10 protein-coding genes are annotated in these 14,744 nt (G+C 70.8%); 1 reads left to right on the top strand and 9 read right to left on the bottom strand.

Annotation, left to right across the window (positions count from 1 at the left end; translation table 11 throughout):
* Positions 1-30: 30 nt before the first annotated feature.
* Positions 31-2,178 carry an RNA polymerase recycling motor ATPase HelR gene (helR, locus tag AAW14_RS05135; protein WP_265560298.1) on the bottom strand — a complete coding sequence of 716 codons (2,148 nt, stop codon included), beginning with the start codon at positions 2,176-2,178 and terminating at the stop codon, positions 31-33.
* A gap of 188 nt (positions 2,179-2,366) precedes the next feature.
* Positions 2,367-3,599 carry a glycosyltransferase gene (locus AAW14_RS05130; protein ID WP_265560406.1) on the bottom strand — a complete coding sequence of 411 codons (1,233 nt, stop codon included), beginning with the start codon at positions 3,597-3,599 and terminating at the stop codon, positions 2,367-2,369.
* Positions 3,600-3,877: 278 nt separating this feature from the next.
* On the opposite strand from AAW14_RS05130, the gene AAW14_RS05125 reads away from it, so the two are divergent.
* A complete protein-coding gene (locus AAW14_RS05125; protein WP_265560405.1) occupies positions 3,878-5,395 on the top strand; it encodes a protein kinase domain-containing protein in 1,518 nt (505 codons plus the stop codon).
* Positions 5,396-5,716: 321 nt separating this feature from the next.
* Here the strand turns inward: AAW14_RS05125 and AAW14_RS05120 are convergent, their stop codons facing one another.
* The 7 genes from AAW14_RS05120 to AAW14_RS05090 form a co-directional block, all read right to left on the bottom strand.
* Positions 5,717-6,268, bottom strand: a complete 552-nt coding sequence (locus AAW14_RS05120; protein ID WP_265560296.1) for a GNAT family N-acetyltransferase — start codon at positions 6,266-6,268, stop codon at positions 5,717-5,719.
* Between the two features lie 388 nt (positions 6,269-6,656).
* On the bottom strand, positions 6,657-7,031 hold the full coding sequence (locus tag AAW14_RS05115; RefSeq protein ID WP_265560294.1) for a VOC family protein: 375 nt from the start codon (positions 7,029-7,031) through the stop codon (positions 6,657-6,659).
* Positions 7,032-7,511: 480 nt separating this feature from the next.
* A complete protein-coding gene (locus tag AAW14_RS05110) occupies positions 7,512-8,114 on the bottom strand; it encodes a sarcosine oxidase subunit gamma (RefSeq protein ID WP_265560292.1) in 603 nt (200 codons plus the stop codon).
* Positions 8,107-11,328 carry a sarcosine oxidase subunit alpha family protein gene (locus AAW14_RS05105; RefSeq protein WP_265560291.1) on the bottom strand — a complete coding sequence of 1,074 codons (3,222 nt, stop codon included), beginning with the start codon at positions 11,326-11,328 and terminating at the stop codon, positions 8,107-8,109. The genes AAW14_RS05110 and AAW14_RS05105 overlap by 8 nt, the downstream gene beginning before the upstream one ends.
* Before the next feature lie 12 nt (positions 11,329-11,340).
* Positions 11,341-12,573 (bottom strand): sarcosine oxidase subunit beta family protein, encoded by a 1,233-nt coding sequence (locus AAW14_RS05100; RefSeq protein WP_265560289.1) that lies wholly within the window; start codon positions 12,571-12,573, stop codon positions 11,341-11,343.
* On the bottom strand, positions 12,570-13,853 hold the full coding sequence (glyA, locus tag AAW14_RS05095; RefSeq protein WP_265560288.1) for a serine hydroxymethyltransferase: 1,284 nt from the start codon (positions 13,851-13,853) through the stop codon (positions 12,570-12,572). The genes AAW14_RS05100 and glyA overlap by 4 nt, the downstream gene beginning before the upstream one ends.
* Positions 13,850-14,710, bottom strand: coding sequence for a bifunctional methylenetetrahydrofolate dehydrogenase/methenyltetrahydrofolate cyclohydrolase (locus AAW14_RS05090; RefSeq protein ID WP_265560286.1), 861 nt, complete (start codon positions 14,708-14,710; stop codon positions 13,850-13,852). Before AAW14_RS05090 ends, glyA begins: the two co-directional genes overlap by 4 nt.
* Positions 14,711-14,744: the final 34 nt, after the last annotated feature.

Raw genomic sequence — 14,744 nt, 5'->3', positions numbered from 1 at the left:
GGCCACGCGCTGCCCTGAAGCCGGCCGACATCAGGAACTCGTGAGGATGACGAGTTGCTGGGTCGCTCGGGTCATCGCGACATAGCGGTCGACCGCGCCTTCGATGCCCTGGCCGAACTTCTCCGGGTCGATGAGGACGACCAGGTCGAACTCGAGCCCCTTGGACAGCTCCGGGGTCAGCGACCGGACGCGGGACGTCGTCCGGAGCGTGGGATCGCCGATGACGCAGGCGATCCCGTCGGCATGTGCGGCGAGCCAGGTGTCGAGGATCGAGCTCAGATCCGAGGCAGATCCGTGTACGACGGGGACGCCGTTGCTGCGGATGGAGGTCGGCACGTTGGCGTCCGGGAGCACGGCCCGGATGACCGGCTCGGCTACCGCCATGACTTCTTCCGGCGTCCGGTAGTTGATGCTCAGGGAGGCCAGGTTCATTCGGTCGAGCCCGACCCGCTCGAGCCGTTCCTTCCAAGACTCCGTGAACCCGTGCCTGGCCTGGGCACGGTCCCCGACGATGGTGAAGCTCCGGGACGGGCACCGGAGCAGCAGCATTTGCCACTCTGCGTCGGTCAGTTCCTGAGCCTCGTCCACGACGATGTGCGCGAACGGGCCGGCGAGCAGGTCCGGTTCGGTGCTGGGCAGTGCGGTCTCGTCGATGAGGGTGTCCTGCAGGTCCTGTCCTCGCAGCATCGTCACCGCACCCTCACCGTCGGCATCGGCCTCAAGCAGGTTGTCGATGACGCCGGCCATGCGCTCGCGTTCGGCGGCGACAGAGGCGTTGTGCCGACGCCTACGGCGCGACGCCTCCGGGTCACCGAGCCGCTGCCGTGCCGCGTCCAGGAGGGGCAGGTCGGACACCGTCCAGGCCTGGGTGTCCCCGCGCTGCAGCTTCCGAACGTCATCCGGGCTCAGCCAGGGAGCGCACATCCGCAGGTAGGCGGGTACCGACCACAGGTCTCCCACGAGGTCAGCCGCTTCGAGCAGCGGCCACGCGCGGTTGAAGGTCGTGAGCAGTTCCCTGTTCTGCCGCAGCGACTTGCGGAGCAGGTCGGCCGAGACGTCGCCGTCGTGCTTGTCCACCAGGATCGTGAGCAGTTCCTCCCAGACCTGGTCGCGCGCCTCGTTGTGCGGAGTGCCGGGTTCTGCCGCTTCGAACGCCACGGCCCAGTCGTCGGCGCCCAGCCGGATGTCGGACCAGTGGGTCGTGACCGTCATCCCTTTGGTGGGCGGCTCCTCATAGAACCTGACGGCCGTCTCGATCGCCTTCACCATGTTCGCGGACGACTTCAGGAGGGCCACGTCCGGGTCGGACTCGACCGCTGCTCCGGCTCCCTCGGCGACAAGGTCCCGCAGGGTGCAGGTCTGCACGCCCTCCTCTCCGAGGCTGGGGAGGACGTCGGCGACGTAGGCCAGGTAGGGCCGGTGCGGACCGACGAACAGCACACCGCCCCGACGGTGGCCGAAGCGAGGGTCGGAGTAGAGGAGGTAGGCGGAGCGGTGCAGAGCGACGACGGTCTTCCCCGTACCCGGACCGCCGTCGACGACGAGAGCGCCGCGGGATCCCGCCCGGATGATGGCGTCCTGGTCGGCCTGGATGGTGCCGAGCACGTCTCGCATCCGTGCCGACCTGTTGCTGCCCAGACTGGCGATGAAGGCGGACTGGTCGTCGAGCGCGGCGTGCCCGTCAAACCCGTCCGAGGTGAACACCTCGTCCCAGTAGTCGCTGACCCGGCCGCGGGCCCAGCGATACCTGCGGCGGCTTGCCAGACCCATCGGGTTGGCGTGGGTGGCTCCGAAGAACGGCTCTGCCGCCGGGGAGCGCCAGTCGAGCAGCAGCCGACGGCCGGCGCTGTCGGTGAGGCCAAGTCGTCCGACGTACACCGGCTCGGGGTTGTCCGCGCTGACCATGTGTCCGAGGCAAAGGTCCAGACCGAAGCGACGCAGTGCGCGAAGGCGAGCGGTCAGCCGGTGGATCTCCACGTCCCGGTCCATCGCCTGTCGGCCCACGCCGCCGGGCGCCCTGCGCTCGGCATCGAGGCGGTCGGACAGTTCGGCGATCGCCTGCTCGAGGCTCTCCGCGATGACCGCGAAGTGATGCTCGTCGCCGGCGATCAGCGCCGGGTCGGCCTTGGGGGAAAGGTGGTCGGGAAGGTCAAACACGCTGGTGGTCAGCGGGTTCACGTCATCGGCTCCGATCTGGGGTCGCTTGCGACCGTTGCGCACAGCAAGGCGTCTGGACTGGCGTGACGAACCTGGTGGCCATGACGAGCAACGCTCCACCTGACGTGGCCCCGTGGCCGTTGGCGGTTGGGGCGCCAGGGTTTGCAGGTTCTCGTGTTCCGGGTCCTGGCTCGACGGTCCCGCGTGGTTCACGCGACCATCGGCGGCTTCTCTCGGGTGAGCGCGTCGAGCAGCAGTCTCGCGGCCACCGTCGCCCCGTCGGTGCGGATCGTGCCGGCCAGGGCGGTCGCTCGTGCGCGGGTTTCGGGAGTCAGGGTCGTCTTGAGCGCCGCTGACAGGGACTCGGTGGTCGGGGTCGGACCGCCGTGTGCCGTGCCGATGCCCAGGTCGGCCACCCGGCCGGCCCAGTACGGCTGGTCCGCCGCCCGGGGTACCACCACCTGAGGCGCGCCGGCCCGGGCGGCCGTCGTCGTGCCCGCACCGCCGTGGTGCACGACGGCGGCCACCCGGCCGAACAGCGCCTGGTGGTTGACCTCGCCGACGGCGAAGCAGTCGTCCTGGTCGTCGATCAGGGTCAGGTCGGCCCAGCCGCGGGAGACGAGTGCGCGGCGGCCCTGCGCGCGGACCGCCTCGATGGCCGGCTGGGCGATGTCCTCCGAGGCGCGCATGGGCATGCTGCCGAAGCCCACGTACACCGGTGGTTCGCCGGCCTCCAGGAACGCCACCAGCTCGTCCGGGAGTGGGCGTTCGTCCGGCAGGATCCACGCGCCGGTGTGTACGACGTCGAGGTCCGGCGTCTCCTGCCACGGGTCCAGGATCGGGTCCGTCGCCAGCCACGGCTGCTCGCCGATGACGTAGTCGCGAACGTTGTCCACCGGAGGCAGGCCGATCGACGCCCGGTTGGTGTTGAGCGCCTCACCGAACAGCGCGTCGGTGCTCTGGGCGTCCAGGTCCCACAGCACCCGGTTGTCGGTCACGTCCGGCGGAAACGGCCGGCCCGGATACGCCAGCGGCGGGTGGTGCGGCGACGGCAGGGTGAGCGGCTGGAAGGTCGCGTGCACGTAGCGGATGCCCAGCTTCTCGGCCACCGACCGCGCGCCGGCCACGGCCGGCACCATTCCGGTCGCCACCACCGCGTCACATCCCTCGGCCGCCGCGATGACCGCGTCGAACTGGCTGGCGATCAACTCGGCCGCGCGCCGGGGCAGGTTCGCTGCTGACGGCTGCGGCGCCGCAGCCGTCAGCGCCCGCGCCGACCGGCCGAAGGGCAGGAGAGGCACTCCGACACCGGCGAGCCGATGTGCAAGGTCATCGTCCGGCGGAGCGCACACCCGTACCTCCGCGCCGAGTTCCCGTAACCGCACAGCCAGTCCCACCAGCGGTTCGACATCCCCGCGCGACCCATACGTCGACAACAGCACACGCACTTCGCGACTCCCATTTCCGCAGGTTCTGGCCTCGGCCGGTGATTCTGCGGCATGACGGGGGTCTTGCCGCAAGCCCCCCGGTGCGCTATACGTTGAGAGTGGCAAGGAGTGGGTACTCCCCCTTGCCCTTTGCCCTTTGTCCTCCACTGTGGACGGACGACCTCCTCGCGAAGCCGCTGCGCGCCGCGTACGGCGATACGTCGGCCCAGGGGATCTCCCATGGGGCGCGCGGGTATCGGTACGAGCTTGGTGAGCGGCTTCCTTCGGTGGAGATGCCGTCGCTGCTGCCGCGTTTCCTCAGCTTCACGGGAGCGACGAACGGATTGCTGAGCGGAGAACGGCTTCGCCCCCTGCGCAACCATCTCGGCGCGCAGCGGCACCTGGCCTCGGGGCGCCTCCAGCCTTGTCTGAACGCGCGGCCCGCACAGGGTCCGCGCAGAATCACAGAGATCCCACAAGATCCGCCCCTACCGTGCCTCGGCGGAGACCGGCAACGAGGGGGAACAGTGGATCGCACACGTCGTCTGGGCGGACGCTACCGTCTGGAACAGGTAGTAGGTCAAGGGGGGATGGCCGACGTATGGCTGGCGCAGGATCTGCTGCTTTTTCGCTCGGTCGCCGTGAAGACTCTCCGGCCGGAACTGGCCGCCGATGCCGAACACTGGGCACGCTTCCGCCGTGAGGCCTTCTCGGCCGCCCTCCTGGGCCACCCGTCCGTCGTCGCCGTCTACGACACGGGCGAGGACATGGCCGACGACGGTCCCGTCCCGTACCTCGTGATGGAGTACGTCAAGGGCGCCACGCTGCTCCAACTCGTGCGTGACAAACGGATCGCCGGGCCCGAGCAGGCCCTGGAACTCACAGTCGGCGTGCTGGAGGCGCTTGAGCACGCCCACCGCCACGGCATTGTCCACCGGGACATCAAGCCGGCGAACGCCATGCTCTCCCACGAGGGCACGGTGAAGGTGATGGACTTCGGAATCGCCCGGTCGGTGGATCTGGCGGGTACGACCCTCACCCGCACCTCGGTAGTTCTGGGCACGGCCGAGTACCTCTCGCCGGAACAGGCCCGGGGCGAGCAGGTGGACTGCCGCACCGACCTCTACTCGACCGGCTGCCTACTGTACGAGCTGCTCACCGGCCGCCCTCCGTTCACCGGTGACTCGCCGCTGGCCGTGGCCATGAAGCACCTCTCGGATCCGCCGGTCCCCCCGTCCGCCCATGCGCCGGGGCTGCCCGCCGCCTACGACACCCTGGTGCTCCGCGCGCTGGCCAAGGATCGCGCGGAGCGGTACCAGACCGCCGAAGCGATGCGTGACGCCATCGGGGAGGTACTCGCAGGCCGTGCCACGGCGGTCACCTCGCCGCTGCCCACTCCACCCCCGACGGTCCGGTACACCCCACTGCCGCCGCCCAAGGGTCCCCGGAAGGGACGCTCCGTGCGCCGACGGCGCATCCGCTGGGCTCTTCAGGCGACCGTGGCTTTACTGGCGACCGCCATGGGCACCTACCTGATCACCGGATCGCACGTCTCTCCTCGCGCCCCGGTCGCGGCCCCCTCCCTGATCGGCAAGACGATGGCCGAAGCCCGATCAAGCGCCCAGACAGTTGGCGTACGGGTCCAGCCCGCCCGACACCGGGTGTGCCCACAGCCCGCCACACCCATCGGCCGAGTGTGTGAGCAGACACCGTCACCTGGGAGCCACGTGCCGCGGCACACCATCATGTGGGTCACCGTGTCTCTCGGCACCCCCCAGGAGGACCCCGGGCGCAGCAGCGCACCACGGTGAACCGGGCCTCGATCCGGTTTCACGTAGGAGAGGCTGGGTCGGGGTTTGGGCGATCTCGGCGTTGTGCACGGCTGCCCAGTCGCCGAAACGGCTGTCCTCCTTCGTGCTGTGCCGGTAGGGGGGAGGTCCCCCTCACGGGTGAAGCACCTGCTGATCCGGATCCTGCCGTCGGCACGCGAGAACGTCGAGCTGTTCCAGGGCTGGTCCTGTGATCTGCAGACGGCGAACAGGGCCCACGGCCCATGCGGGACAACTTCGCCCACCTGGCCCTCGGCCCTCCATCCCGGCTCCGCGGCCCGCCCTTGACCGTCGGGCGGCGGCCTAACAGTGCTTCGAATCCGGGTCCGGATTCCAGTCCTGGACGAGGAGCCCGAGCAGCACCTCGTCCAGGAACTCGCCCATCACCCAGGCCGAGGAGCGCAGCACGCCCTCGCGGACGAAGCCGTTGCGTTCGGCGGAACGCAGCATCGCGACGTTGTCCGACAGCGTCTCGATCTGCAGCCGCTGCAGGCCGCGCACGACGAAACCGTAGTGGCACAGCACCGCGACCACGTCGGTGCCGTAGCCCTTGCCGCGAGAGGACGGCAGCAGCCCCAGCCCGATGTGCGCGGACCGGTTGTGGTTGTCGATGCTCCACAGCGACGCGGTGCCGAGCAGCGTGCCGCCGTCCAGCTCCACCACGGAGAACGGGACGTGTCGCTGTTCCTTGTCGTCCACCACGAGCGGCGAGTCCTTCGAGCCGGGCGTGATCGGCCGCCACGGCCGGCTTTCGGCCCGCGAGGAGTTGACCACGTCGTCGTGGAGCTCGGCCTGCAGGATCGGGATGTCGTTTTCGTGCCGGGCCCTGAGCCCGACCTTGCTCCCCTTTAGCATGCAAGCTTCCTATCCGACCGGGCTGGCCGGCGGCAAACCCATAAGAAATCGCCTCAGTTGACGTAGAGGCGGTAGCAGATGAGTGGGCTGGCGAGGTCGATCGCGCACCGGGACCAATCGAGTTCCCAGCACATTGCACAAACCCACCGCGCAGACCCACCACACCCGCGCCGACCCACCACACCCGCGCAGACCCACCACACCCGCGCAGACCCACCACACCCGCGCAGACCCACCACACCCGCGCCGACCCACCACACCCGCGCCGACGCGCTGGTGCCGGCCGTGCCGCCGGGCCGCGCCTGGCTGATCGAACCCGGGGCCGAGGTCCCCGCCCTACGGCCGATCCTGACGCCGCGCCTCAATGACGGCGATGGGCCCGGCGGACTCAGTGGAGGCAGAGGCAGAACGGATGGCCGGCCGGGTCCGCGTAAATCCGCCAGTTGGCCCCCGGACGGAGCCGGTCCGTCCGCTCCAGCACGGTCGCGCCGAGGGCGAGCGCCCGCTTCTCCTCGCCGTCGAGGTCGTCCACGTCGAAGTCCAGGTGGAGCTGCTGCGGGCACTCCTGGCCCGGCCATTCGGGCGCTCGGTAGCCGTCCACCCGCTGGCAGGCCAGCGGCGTCCCCTCGAACCCGTGCACCTCGACCCAGTCGGGATCCTCCGGATCCGCGACCACCTGCCCGCCGAGCAGATCCGCGTAGAACTCCGCGAGCCGTACCGGATCGGTGCAGTCCAGCGCGACCGCCTGCAGCTTTCGAATCACTTCCGAACACCCCTCGCTCTTCGGCCGCTTCCGCGACGCCCCCGTACGGGAGGGGTCGTACCCGCCGGGGCGGCGGGCATGCGCGGCGGTGCACCGGACCGCCGCCGCGATTCACGGGCGGTCGGTCGACCGGGGTTGGAGCGGCGTTGCGGCAGGCCGCCGGCCGGCAGTCCGCCATGAGCGGACTGCCACGGCTGCTGTGGCGCGTTGCCCAGAGTTTGCCGCGGTGAGCGCCTCCTCTCCCTCGCCGCCGAAACAGCTCGCGAACCGGCCGCCGCAGGGCAGGAGCCCCCGTCGTTCCCGGGGGCGGATCCTGCCCGGCAGCGGGTCCGCATGGCGCGCGGCTTCGATCGACGGCTGATGGAAGTCAATGCCGGGGAAACGGCTCCACGGGAAAGCCCGGGTCCGTGGTGCGCGCAGTGGTGTGGGAGCCCCTGGGGGCTCCCACAGAAGGGACGAGGCCCGCGCCGCTGAGGTCGTTCACACGTATTCCGTGGCCGCGTCCAGGAGCCAGTCCGTCAGATAGGCGGCGAAGGACGAGCGGACCAGCACCCAGAATCCGGCCCTGGCTTCGTCCCGGGCGACCAGCATGATTTGGGCGCGGCCGAGTGTGGTCTGGGCACAGCGTCCGGGGCCGAAGGCACGCGGGTGCAGGTCCAGTGGACAGCCGTGGGCCAGCAGGTCCCGGGCGTGGGGGCCCGCGACCAGGAGCGTGGTGCGCTGGGCTGAGACGTCGGTGACGGACACGGGTTCGTCTCCGGAAGCCGCCCGGATGCGGTTCTCCAGGTCCCGCTGGATCCCCGGCGGCCCCACCAGCAGCCATTCGTCGGGGCCGAGCCACAGCGCGGTCAACTCCCCCGCACGTACGACGGTGTTGGGTTCGAGGGGCAGTGGGAGGTCCAGCGCGATCCCTACGGCGTCCGCTGCCGCTCCCTTGGCGTCGAGGCGCAGGTTGATCTGGGCCAGGAAGGGGAGTTCGGCCAGCCGGACCGCGCCGCGGGAGGTGCGCGTTGCGACGGCCAGGCGATCGGCGGAGTGCGACAGGGGGCTTCGGAGCGGGGCGGTGGGGGCGGTGTCAGCCATCGCGGCGGGCTCCCTCGGGGTCGTAGAGGACGGGGCTTGCGACGGTCACCGGTACCAGCCGGTCGCCCACGGGGGCGTACAGCCGCTCGCCGATGCGCTCCCGTCCGCCCTTGATCAGAGCGAGCGCGAAGGTCCGGCCCAGGGCGGCGCTGCGGTAGCTGGAGGTGACGTGGCCGAGCATCGGGACGGGCGGTGCCGGCAGCACGCTGTCGGCGATCAGGTGGGTGCCTTCGGGAAGGAAGGTGCCGGGGTCCTCCGGCAGGAGGCCGACCAGGTGCTTGCGGTCGGGGCGGACGGTGTCCGCGCGGGCGTAGGAGCGCTTGCCGACGAAGTCGCGCTTCTTCTTGGACACCGCCCAGCTCATGCCGAGGTCGTGGGGAGTGACTGTGCCGTCGGTGTCCTGGCCGATGATCGGGTAGCCCTTCTCCGCCCGCAGGACGTGCATGGTCTCGGTGCCGTACGGGGTGATGCCGTACGGAGCGCCGGCCTCGTACAGCGCCTCCCACAGGGTGAGCGCTTCCCACGGTGACACGTTGATCTCATAGGCCAGTTCGCCGGAGAAGCTGATCCGGCACACCCTCGCCTCGATGCCCACGACGCTCGTCTCCCGCCATGCCATGAACGGGAAGCTGTCGTTGTCCACCGCCAGCGCCGGTGCGAGCGCACCCAAGACCTCGCGGGAGCGGGGGCCGACCAGGGCGACGGTGGCCCACTGCTCGGTCACGGACGTGCAGTGCACGCGCAGTTCGGGCCATTCCGTCTGCAGCCACTCCTCCATCCAGTCCAGGACGGCAGCGGCGTTCCCCGTCGTCGTGGTGACCAGGAAGCGGTCCTCGGCGAGGCGCATGACGGTGCCGTCGTCGAAAACCATGCCGTCCAGACGGCACATGACGCCGTAGCGGATCATGCCGACCTTCAGGGTGCTCATCATGTTGGTGTAGAGCCGGTCGAGGAACACGGCCGCATCCGGGCCCTGTACGTCGATCTTGCCGAGGGTGGAGGCGTCCATGAACGCAACGCCCTCGCGGGCCGCCCGGCACTCGCGCAGCACGGCGGCCTCCATGTCCTCGCCGTCCTGCGGGTAGTACCAGGGCCGCTTCCACTGGCCGACGTTCTCGAACAGGGCGCCGTGCGCGACGTGCCACTCGTGCAGGGCCGTCACCCGGATCGGGTCGTGCAGCGCGCCGCGGTCCCGGCCGGCGAGCGTGGCGAAGGAAACGGGTGTGTAGGGCGGCCGGAAGGTGGTCGTGCCCAGCGCCGAGATGTCCACGCCGAGGAGTTCGGCGACGACGCCACTGGCCAGGACGCCGGAGGTCTTGCCCTGGTCGTTGGCGGTGCCCGCCGTGGTGTAGCGCTTGGTGTGCTCCACCGAGCGCAGACCGGCGCCGGTCGCCCGGGCCAGGTCGTCGACGGTGACGTCGCGTTGGAGATCGACGAAACGGGGTGCGCCGGGGGCACCGGGGACGACGAACACCTGCATGGGCGGCGTCTGCGGCTGCACGGCCACGTCCGGGATGCGATGCGTCTCGGGGCTGTAGCCCTCGGCCTCGATCGCGCGGGCACCTGCGGCGGCACCGTGCGCGAGGACCCGGGCCAGGTCGAGTACGCCGGTCGCGCTGCCGGCGACCTCGACCGCCTGGCGGCAGGTGTCGGGGACGAAGGAGCCGCGCGCCTCGTCGTGGTGCAGTTTGCCGCCCGCCTGGCTGAACAGATGGGCGACCGGGTTCCAGCCGCCGGAGACCAGCAGCAGGTCGGCGGTGAACTTCCGTTGTCCCGCGGGCTGTTCGTAGGGGGCGACGGTCACGGCTGTGAGACGTGCGTCGCCTTCCGTGCCGGTGACCGCGTGCCCGGCCAGCACCTCGATACCGGCATCCCGGGCGCGCTCCGCCCACTCCCCCGGCTCGGGGCGGGTGTCGACGATCGCTGTGACGTCCACCCCCGCCGCCGTGAGGTCCAGCGCCGCAGCGTAGGCGCTGTCGTTGGTGGTGAAGACGACCGCGTGGCGGCCCGGCAGGACACCGTGACGGTTGACGTAGGCGCGGGCCGAGGCGGCCAGCATCACACCGGGGCGGTCGTTGTCCGCGAAGGCCAGCGAACGCTCGTGGGCGCCGGTGGCCAGAACGACACGGCGGGCGCGGATGCGCCAGACGCGCTCACGGGACACGTTCTCGGGTGCCGCTGCACCGAGGTGGTTGGTGCGGCGCTCGACGGCGAGGAGGTGGTTGTCGTCGTAGTACCCGAAGACGGTGGTGCGGCGCAGCACGCGCACCTCGGGCGCGGCTTCCAGCACGGCAGCGACCTCGTCGACCCAGTCGAGCAGTTCGCCCGTGCCCAGGAGGCTGCCGCCCAGCTCCGGTTGGTCGTCGGCGAGGATGACGCGTGCGCCGCTGCGTGCTGCGGCTGCCACGGCGGCGAGCCCCGCCGGACCGGCGCCGACCACGAGGAGGTCGCAGTGCGCGTGGACGGCGTCGTAGCGGGCCGGGTCCGGCTCCGTGGCGAGGCGTCCCTGGCCGGGCAGGCTGCTCGCGACGAGGCCGTCGTACAGCTCGACGGTCGTGGCGGGCAGCATCGGCTCGGGGAAGGGGGCCTCGATCTGGACGACGGCGTTGGGCTCCTCGACTCCGGCCGAGAAGATGCCGCGCGGGCGGCCGAGCTTGATGCTGGTGCCGGCCTGGATCACCCCGTTGGCGAGGAGGGCGGACGCGAGGGTGTCGCCGCGGAAGCCCTCGTACGGGGTGCCGTCGAAGGTGAAGCTCAGTGGTTCGGTGCGGTCGACTCGGCCGCCGGCCTGCAGCCGGAACGGCTGACCGGCCACGCCGGCCGCGGTGGGCCCCGGGGCGTGTCGCGGCTTCGTCCTCTGCTGCGGACCGGTGCTTGTGGATCGCCCTTCCGGCTCGTCCTCGACCTCCGCACGGGCCGAAGTCACCGGACCGGGACCACCCGTTGACGGCCGCTCCTCTCCCGCCCGGTACACGGCGAGGATCTCGTTCGTTGCGGTGTTCCGCACCGCGTTGAACCACCGGCGGCAGCCCGCCGCGTGGCTCCAGCGTTCGGCGAACGGGCCCTTGGGGTTGTCGCGGAAGAAGAGGTAGCGCGCCCACTCCTCGTCGGTCAGGGCCGCGGAATCCTCGGGGTAGGGCACGTGTGCCTGGCCGCCGTAGTGGAACTCGGCCTCGTCACGGGGCCCGCACCACGGGCAAGAAATGAGCAGCATGGTTTCGGCTCCCTAGTGGGCCACCGCGGCCGCGCCGTGCTCGTCGACGAGCGCGCCGGTGGTGAAACGGTCGAGCGAGAAGGGGGCGTTGAGGGGGTGAGGAGTGTCGTGGGCGATGGTGTGCGCGTAGACCCAGCCGACGCCCGGGGTGGCCTTGAATCCGCCGGTCCCCCAGCCGCAGTTGAGGTAGAGGTTCTCGACCGGGGTGAGGCCGACGATGGGCGAGGCGTCGGGGCTGACGTCGACGATGCCGCCCCAGGTGCGCAGCACATGGGCGCGGGCGAAGACCGGAAAGAGTTCCAGGGCGGCGGACATCTGCTGCTCGATGATGTGGAAGGCACCACGCTGGGTGTAGGAGTTGTACGCGTCGATGCCCGCGCCCATCACCAACTCGCCCTTGTGCGCCTGGCTGACGTACACATGGACCGCGTTGGACATGACGACCGTCGGGTGGACCGGCTCGAGGAGTTCGGAGACGAGCGCCTGCAACGGGTGGCTCTGCAGCGGCAGTTCGATGCCGGCCATGGCGGCAAGGACCGAGGTGTGGCCGGCCGAGCACAGCGCCACTTTCCCGGCCGCGATCGGCCCGAGCGTGGTCTGCACCCCGACGATCCGGCCGCCGACGATGTCGAGATCGGTGACCTCGCAGTTCTGGATGATGTCGATCCCGGCGGCGTCGGCGGAGCGGGCCAGGCCCCAGGCGACGTGGTCGTGCTTGGCGATGCCGGCCCGCGGCTGGTAGGTGCCGCCCAGGACCGGATAGCGCACGTGGGGTGAGATGTTGACGATCGGGCAGACCTCTTCGACCTGCTCTGCGTCGAGCCATTCGGCGTCCACGCCGTTGAGCCGGTTCGCCTCGACGCGGCGCACGCTGTCGCGGACGTCCTGCAGGCTGTGGGCGAGGTTCAGCACACCGCGCTGGGAGAAGAGGATCGGGTAGTCGAGTTCCTCCGCCAGTCCCTCCCACAGCTTGAGGGCGTGTTCGTAGATGCCGGCGCTCTCGTCCCACAGGTAGTTGGAGCGGATGATGGTGGTGTTGCGGGCCATGTTGCCGCCGGCCAGCCAGCCCTTCTCCAGTACGGCCACGTTGGTGATGCCGTGGTTCTTCGCCAGGTAGTGGGCGGTGGCGAGGCCGTGTCCGCCGCCGCCGACGATCACCACGTCGTACGACCGCTTCGGTTCCGGCGTGCGCCACAGCCAGTCGGGGTGCTCGGGGAGCTCGGCGCCGGGGGTGCGAGGGCTCATCGGACGTCTCCGGCTTGTGACAGGTGCGGGTAGAGCGGGTGCTTGGCGGCCAGCGCCTCCGTACGACCGCGCAGGGCGGCGATGTCGGGATCGGGCTGGAGGGCCAGCGCGATCACGTCGGCGACCTCGGCGAAGTCCTCGTCGGTGAAGCCGCGGGTGGCCAGTGCCGGGGTGCCGATGCGCAGTCCGGAGGTGACCATGGGCGGGCGCGGGTCGAAGGGCACGGCGTTGCGGTTGACGGTGATGCCGATCTCGTGCAGCAGGTCCTCGGCCTGCCTGCCGTCGAGTTCACAGGCACGGAGGTCGACCAGGACGAGGTGGACGTCCGTGCCTCCGGTGAGGACCTTCACCCCGGCGGCCGCCGCGTCGGGCCGGGTGAGACGTTCGGCGAGGATTCGCGCGCCCGCGAGCGTGCGGGTCTGCCGGTCGGCGAACTCGGGCGAGGCGGCGACCTTGAAGGAGACCGCCTTGGCGGCGATCACGTGCTCCAGGGGTCCGCCCTGCATGCCGGGGAACACCGCCGAGTTGATCTTCTTGGCGAGGTCGGCCTCATCGGTGAGGACGACCCCGCCACGCGGGCCGCCGAGCGTCTTGTGGGTCGTCGTGGTGGTCACATGGGCGTGCGGTACGGGGTTGGGGTGCAGCCCGGCGGCGACCAGGCCCGCGAAGTGCGCCATGTCGACCATCAGGTACGCGCCGACCTCGTCGGCGATGCGGCGGAACGCAGCGAAGTCCAGCTGCCTCGGGTACGCGGACCAGCCCGCGATGATCATCTTGGGGCGGTGTTCCTTGGCGAGCCGCCCGACCTCGTCCATGTCGACGAGGTTGTCCGCCTCGGCCACGTGGTACGGCACGACGTTGAACAGCTTGCCGCTGTAGTTGATGCGCATGCCATGCGTGAGGTGCCCGCCGTGCGCGAGGTCGAGGCCGAGGATCGTGTCGCCCGGCTGGAGCAGGGCGAAGAAGACGGCGGTGTTCGCCTGGGCGCCCGAGTGCGGCTGGACGTTGGCGAAGCCCGCGCCGAAGAGCGACTTGACCCGCTCGACGGCGAGCCGCTCGGTGACGTCGATGTGTTCGCAGCCGCCGTAGTAGCGGCGGCCGGGGTAGCCCTCGGCGTACTTGTTGGTGAGGACGGAGCCCTGCGCCTCCATCACCGCGGAGGGCGCGAAGTTCTCCGAGGCGATCATCTCGAGGGTGGACTGCTGGCGGTGCAGCTCGGCGCCGAGAGCTGCGTGGACCTCGGGGTCCAGCTCCGCCAGGGGTGTGTTCAGCGCGTTCATACGGTGTTCGCGTTCCTCTCGGCGGCCTCGACGACATTGGCGAGCAGCATCGCTCGGGTCATGGGGCCCACGCCCCCGGGCATCGGCGCAAGCCACGCGGCGACCTGGACGGCCCCCGGGTGCACATCGCCGACCAGCCCGTTGTCGGTGCGGGTGATACCGACATCCAGGACCGCCGCGCCTGGGCGCAGCATGTCCTTGGTGATCAGCCCGGGCGAGCCGGCGGCCGCGACGACGACGTCCGCCTCGCGTACGTGCCAGGCCAGGCCCTTGGTGCCGGTGTGGCACAGGGTGACGGTGGCGTTCTCGGACCTGCGGGTGAGCAGCAGTCCGATGGGCCGCCCGACCGTGACGCCCCGGCCGATCACGCACACCCGCGCTCCGGCGAGCGGCACCCCGTAGCGACGGAGCAGTTCGACGATGCCGCGCGGGGTGCACGGCAGCGGGGCGTCGACGCCGAGGACGAGCCGGCCGAGGTTGACGGGGTGCAGGCCGTCGGCGTCCTTGGTCGGGTCCATGCGTTCCAGGACGGCGTTCGCGTCCAGGTGGCGCGGGAGCGGGAGCTGGACGATGTAGCCCGTGCAGGCCGGGTCGGCGTTGAGTTCGTCGATGACGTCCTCGACCTGCCGCTGTGTGGCGTCGGCGGGCAGCTCACGCCGGAGGGAGGCGATGCCCACCTGTGCGCAGTCGCGGTGCTTGCCGGCGACGTAGGCATGGCTGCCGGGGTCGTCGCCGACCAGGACCGTGCCGAGCCCTGGCGGGCGGCCGCCGGCGGCGGTCAACTTGGCCACGCGCTCCGCGAGTTCGCGACGGATCTCGGCGGCGGTCGCCTTGCCGTCGAGCAGCTGTGCGGTCACCGGCGGTGCTCCTTCCTTCGAAGCCGACGCTGTG

The sequence above is a fragment of the Streptomyces hygroscopicus genome, from assembly GCF_026168105.1.
GTDB lineage: Bacteria > Actinomycetota > Actinomycetes > Streptomycetales > Streptomycetaceae > Streptomyces > Streptomyces hygroscopicus_D.
Note: the sequence above shows the minus strand (reverse complement) of the source record. Positions and strands in the feature narration are given on the sequence as shown.

Excerpts from the sequence above, each read along its gene's own strand:
- AAW14_RS05100 (WP_265560289.1), bottom strand. The coding sequence starts at position 12,573 with ATGAGCCCTCGCACCCCCGGCGCCGAGCTCCCCGAGCACCCCGACTGG.
- AAW14_RS05120 (WP_265560296.1), bottom strand. The coding sequence starts at position 6,268 with ATGCTAAAGGGGAGCAAGGTCGGGCTCAGGGCCCGGCACGAAAACGAC.
- AAW14_RS05105 (WP_265560291.1), bottom strand. The coding sequence starts at position 11,328 with ATGCTGCTCATTTCTTGCCCGTGGTGCGGGCCCCGTGACGAGGCCGAG.
- AAW14_RS05125 (WP_265560405.1), top strand. The coding sequence starts at position 3,878 with ATGCCGTCGCTGCTGCCGCGTTTCCTCAGCTTCACGGGAGCGACGAAC.
- AAW14_RS05110 (WP_265560292.1), bottom strand. The coding sequence starts at position 8,114 with ATGGCTGACACCGCCCCCACCGCCCCGCTCCGAAGCCCCCTGTCGCAC.
- glyA (WP_265560288.1), bottom strand. The coding sequence starts at position 13,853 with ATGAACGCGCTGAACACACCCCTGGCGGAGCTGGACCCCGAGGTCCAC.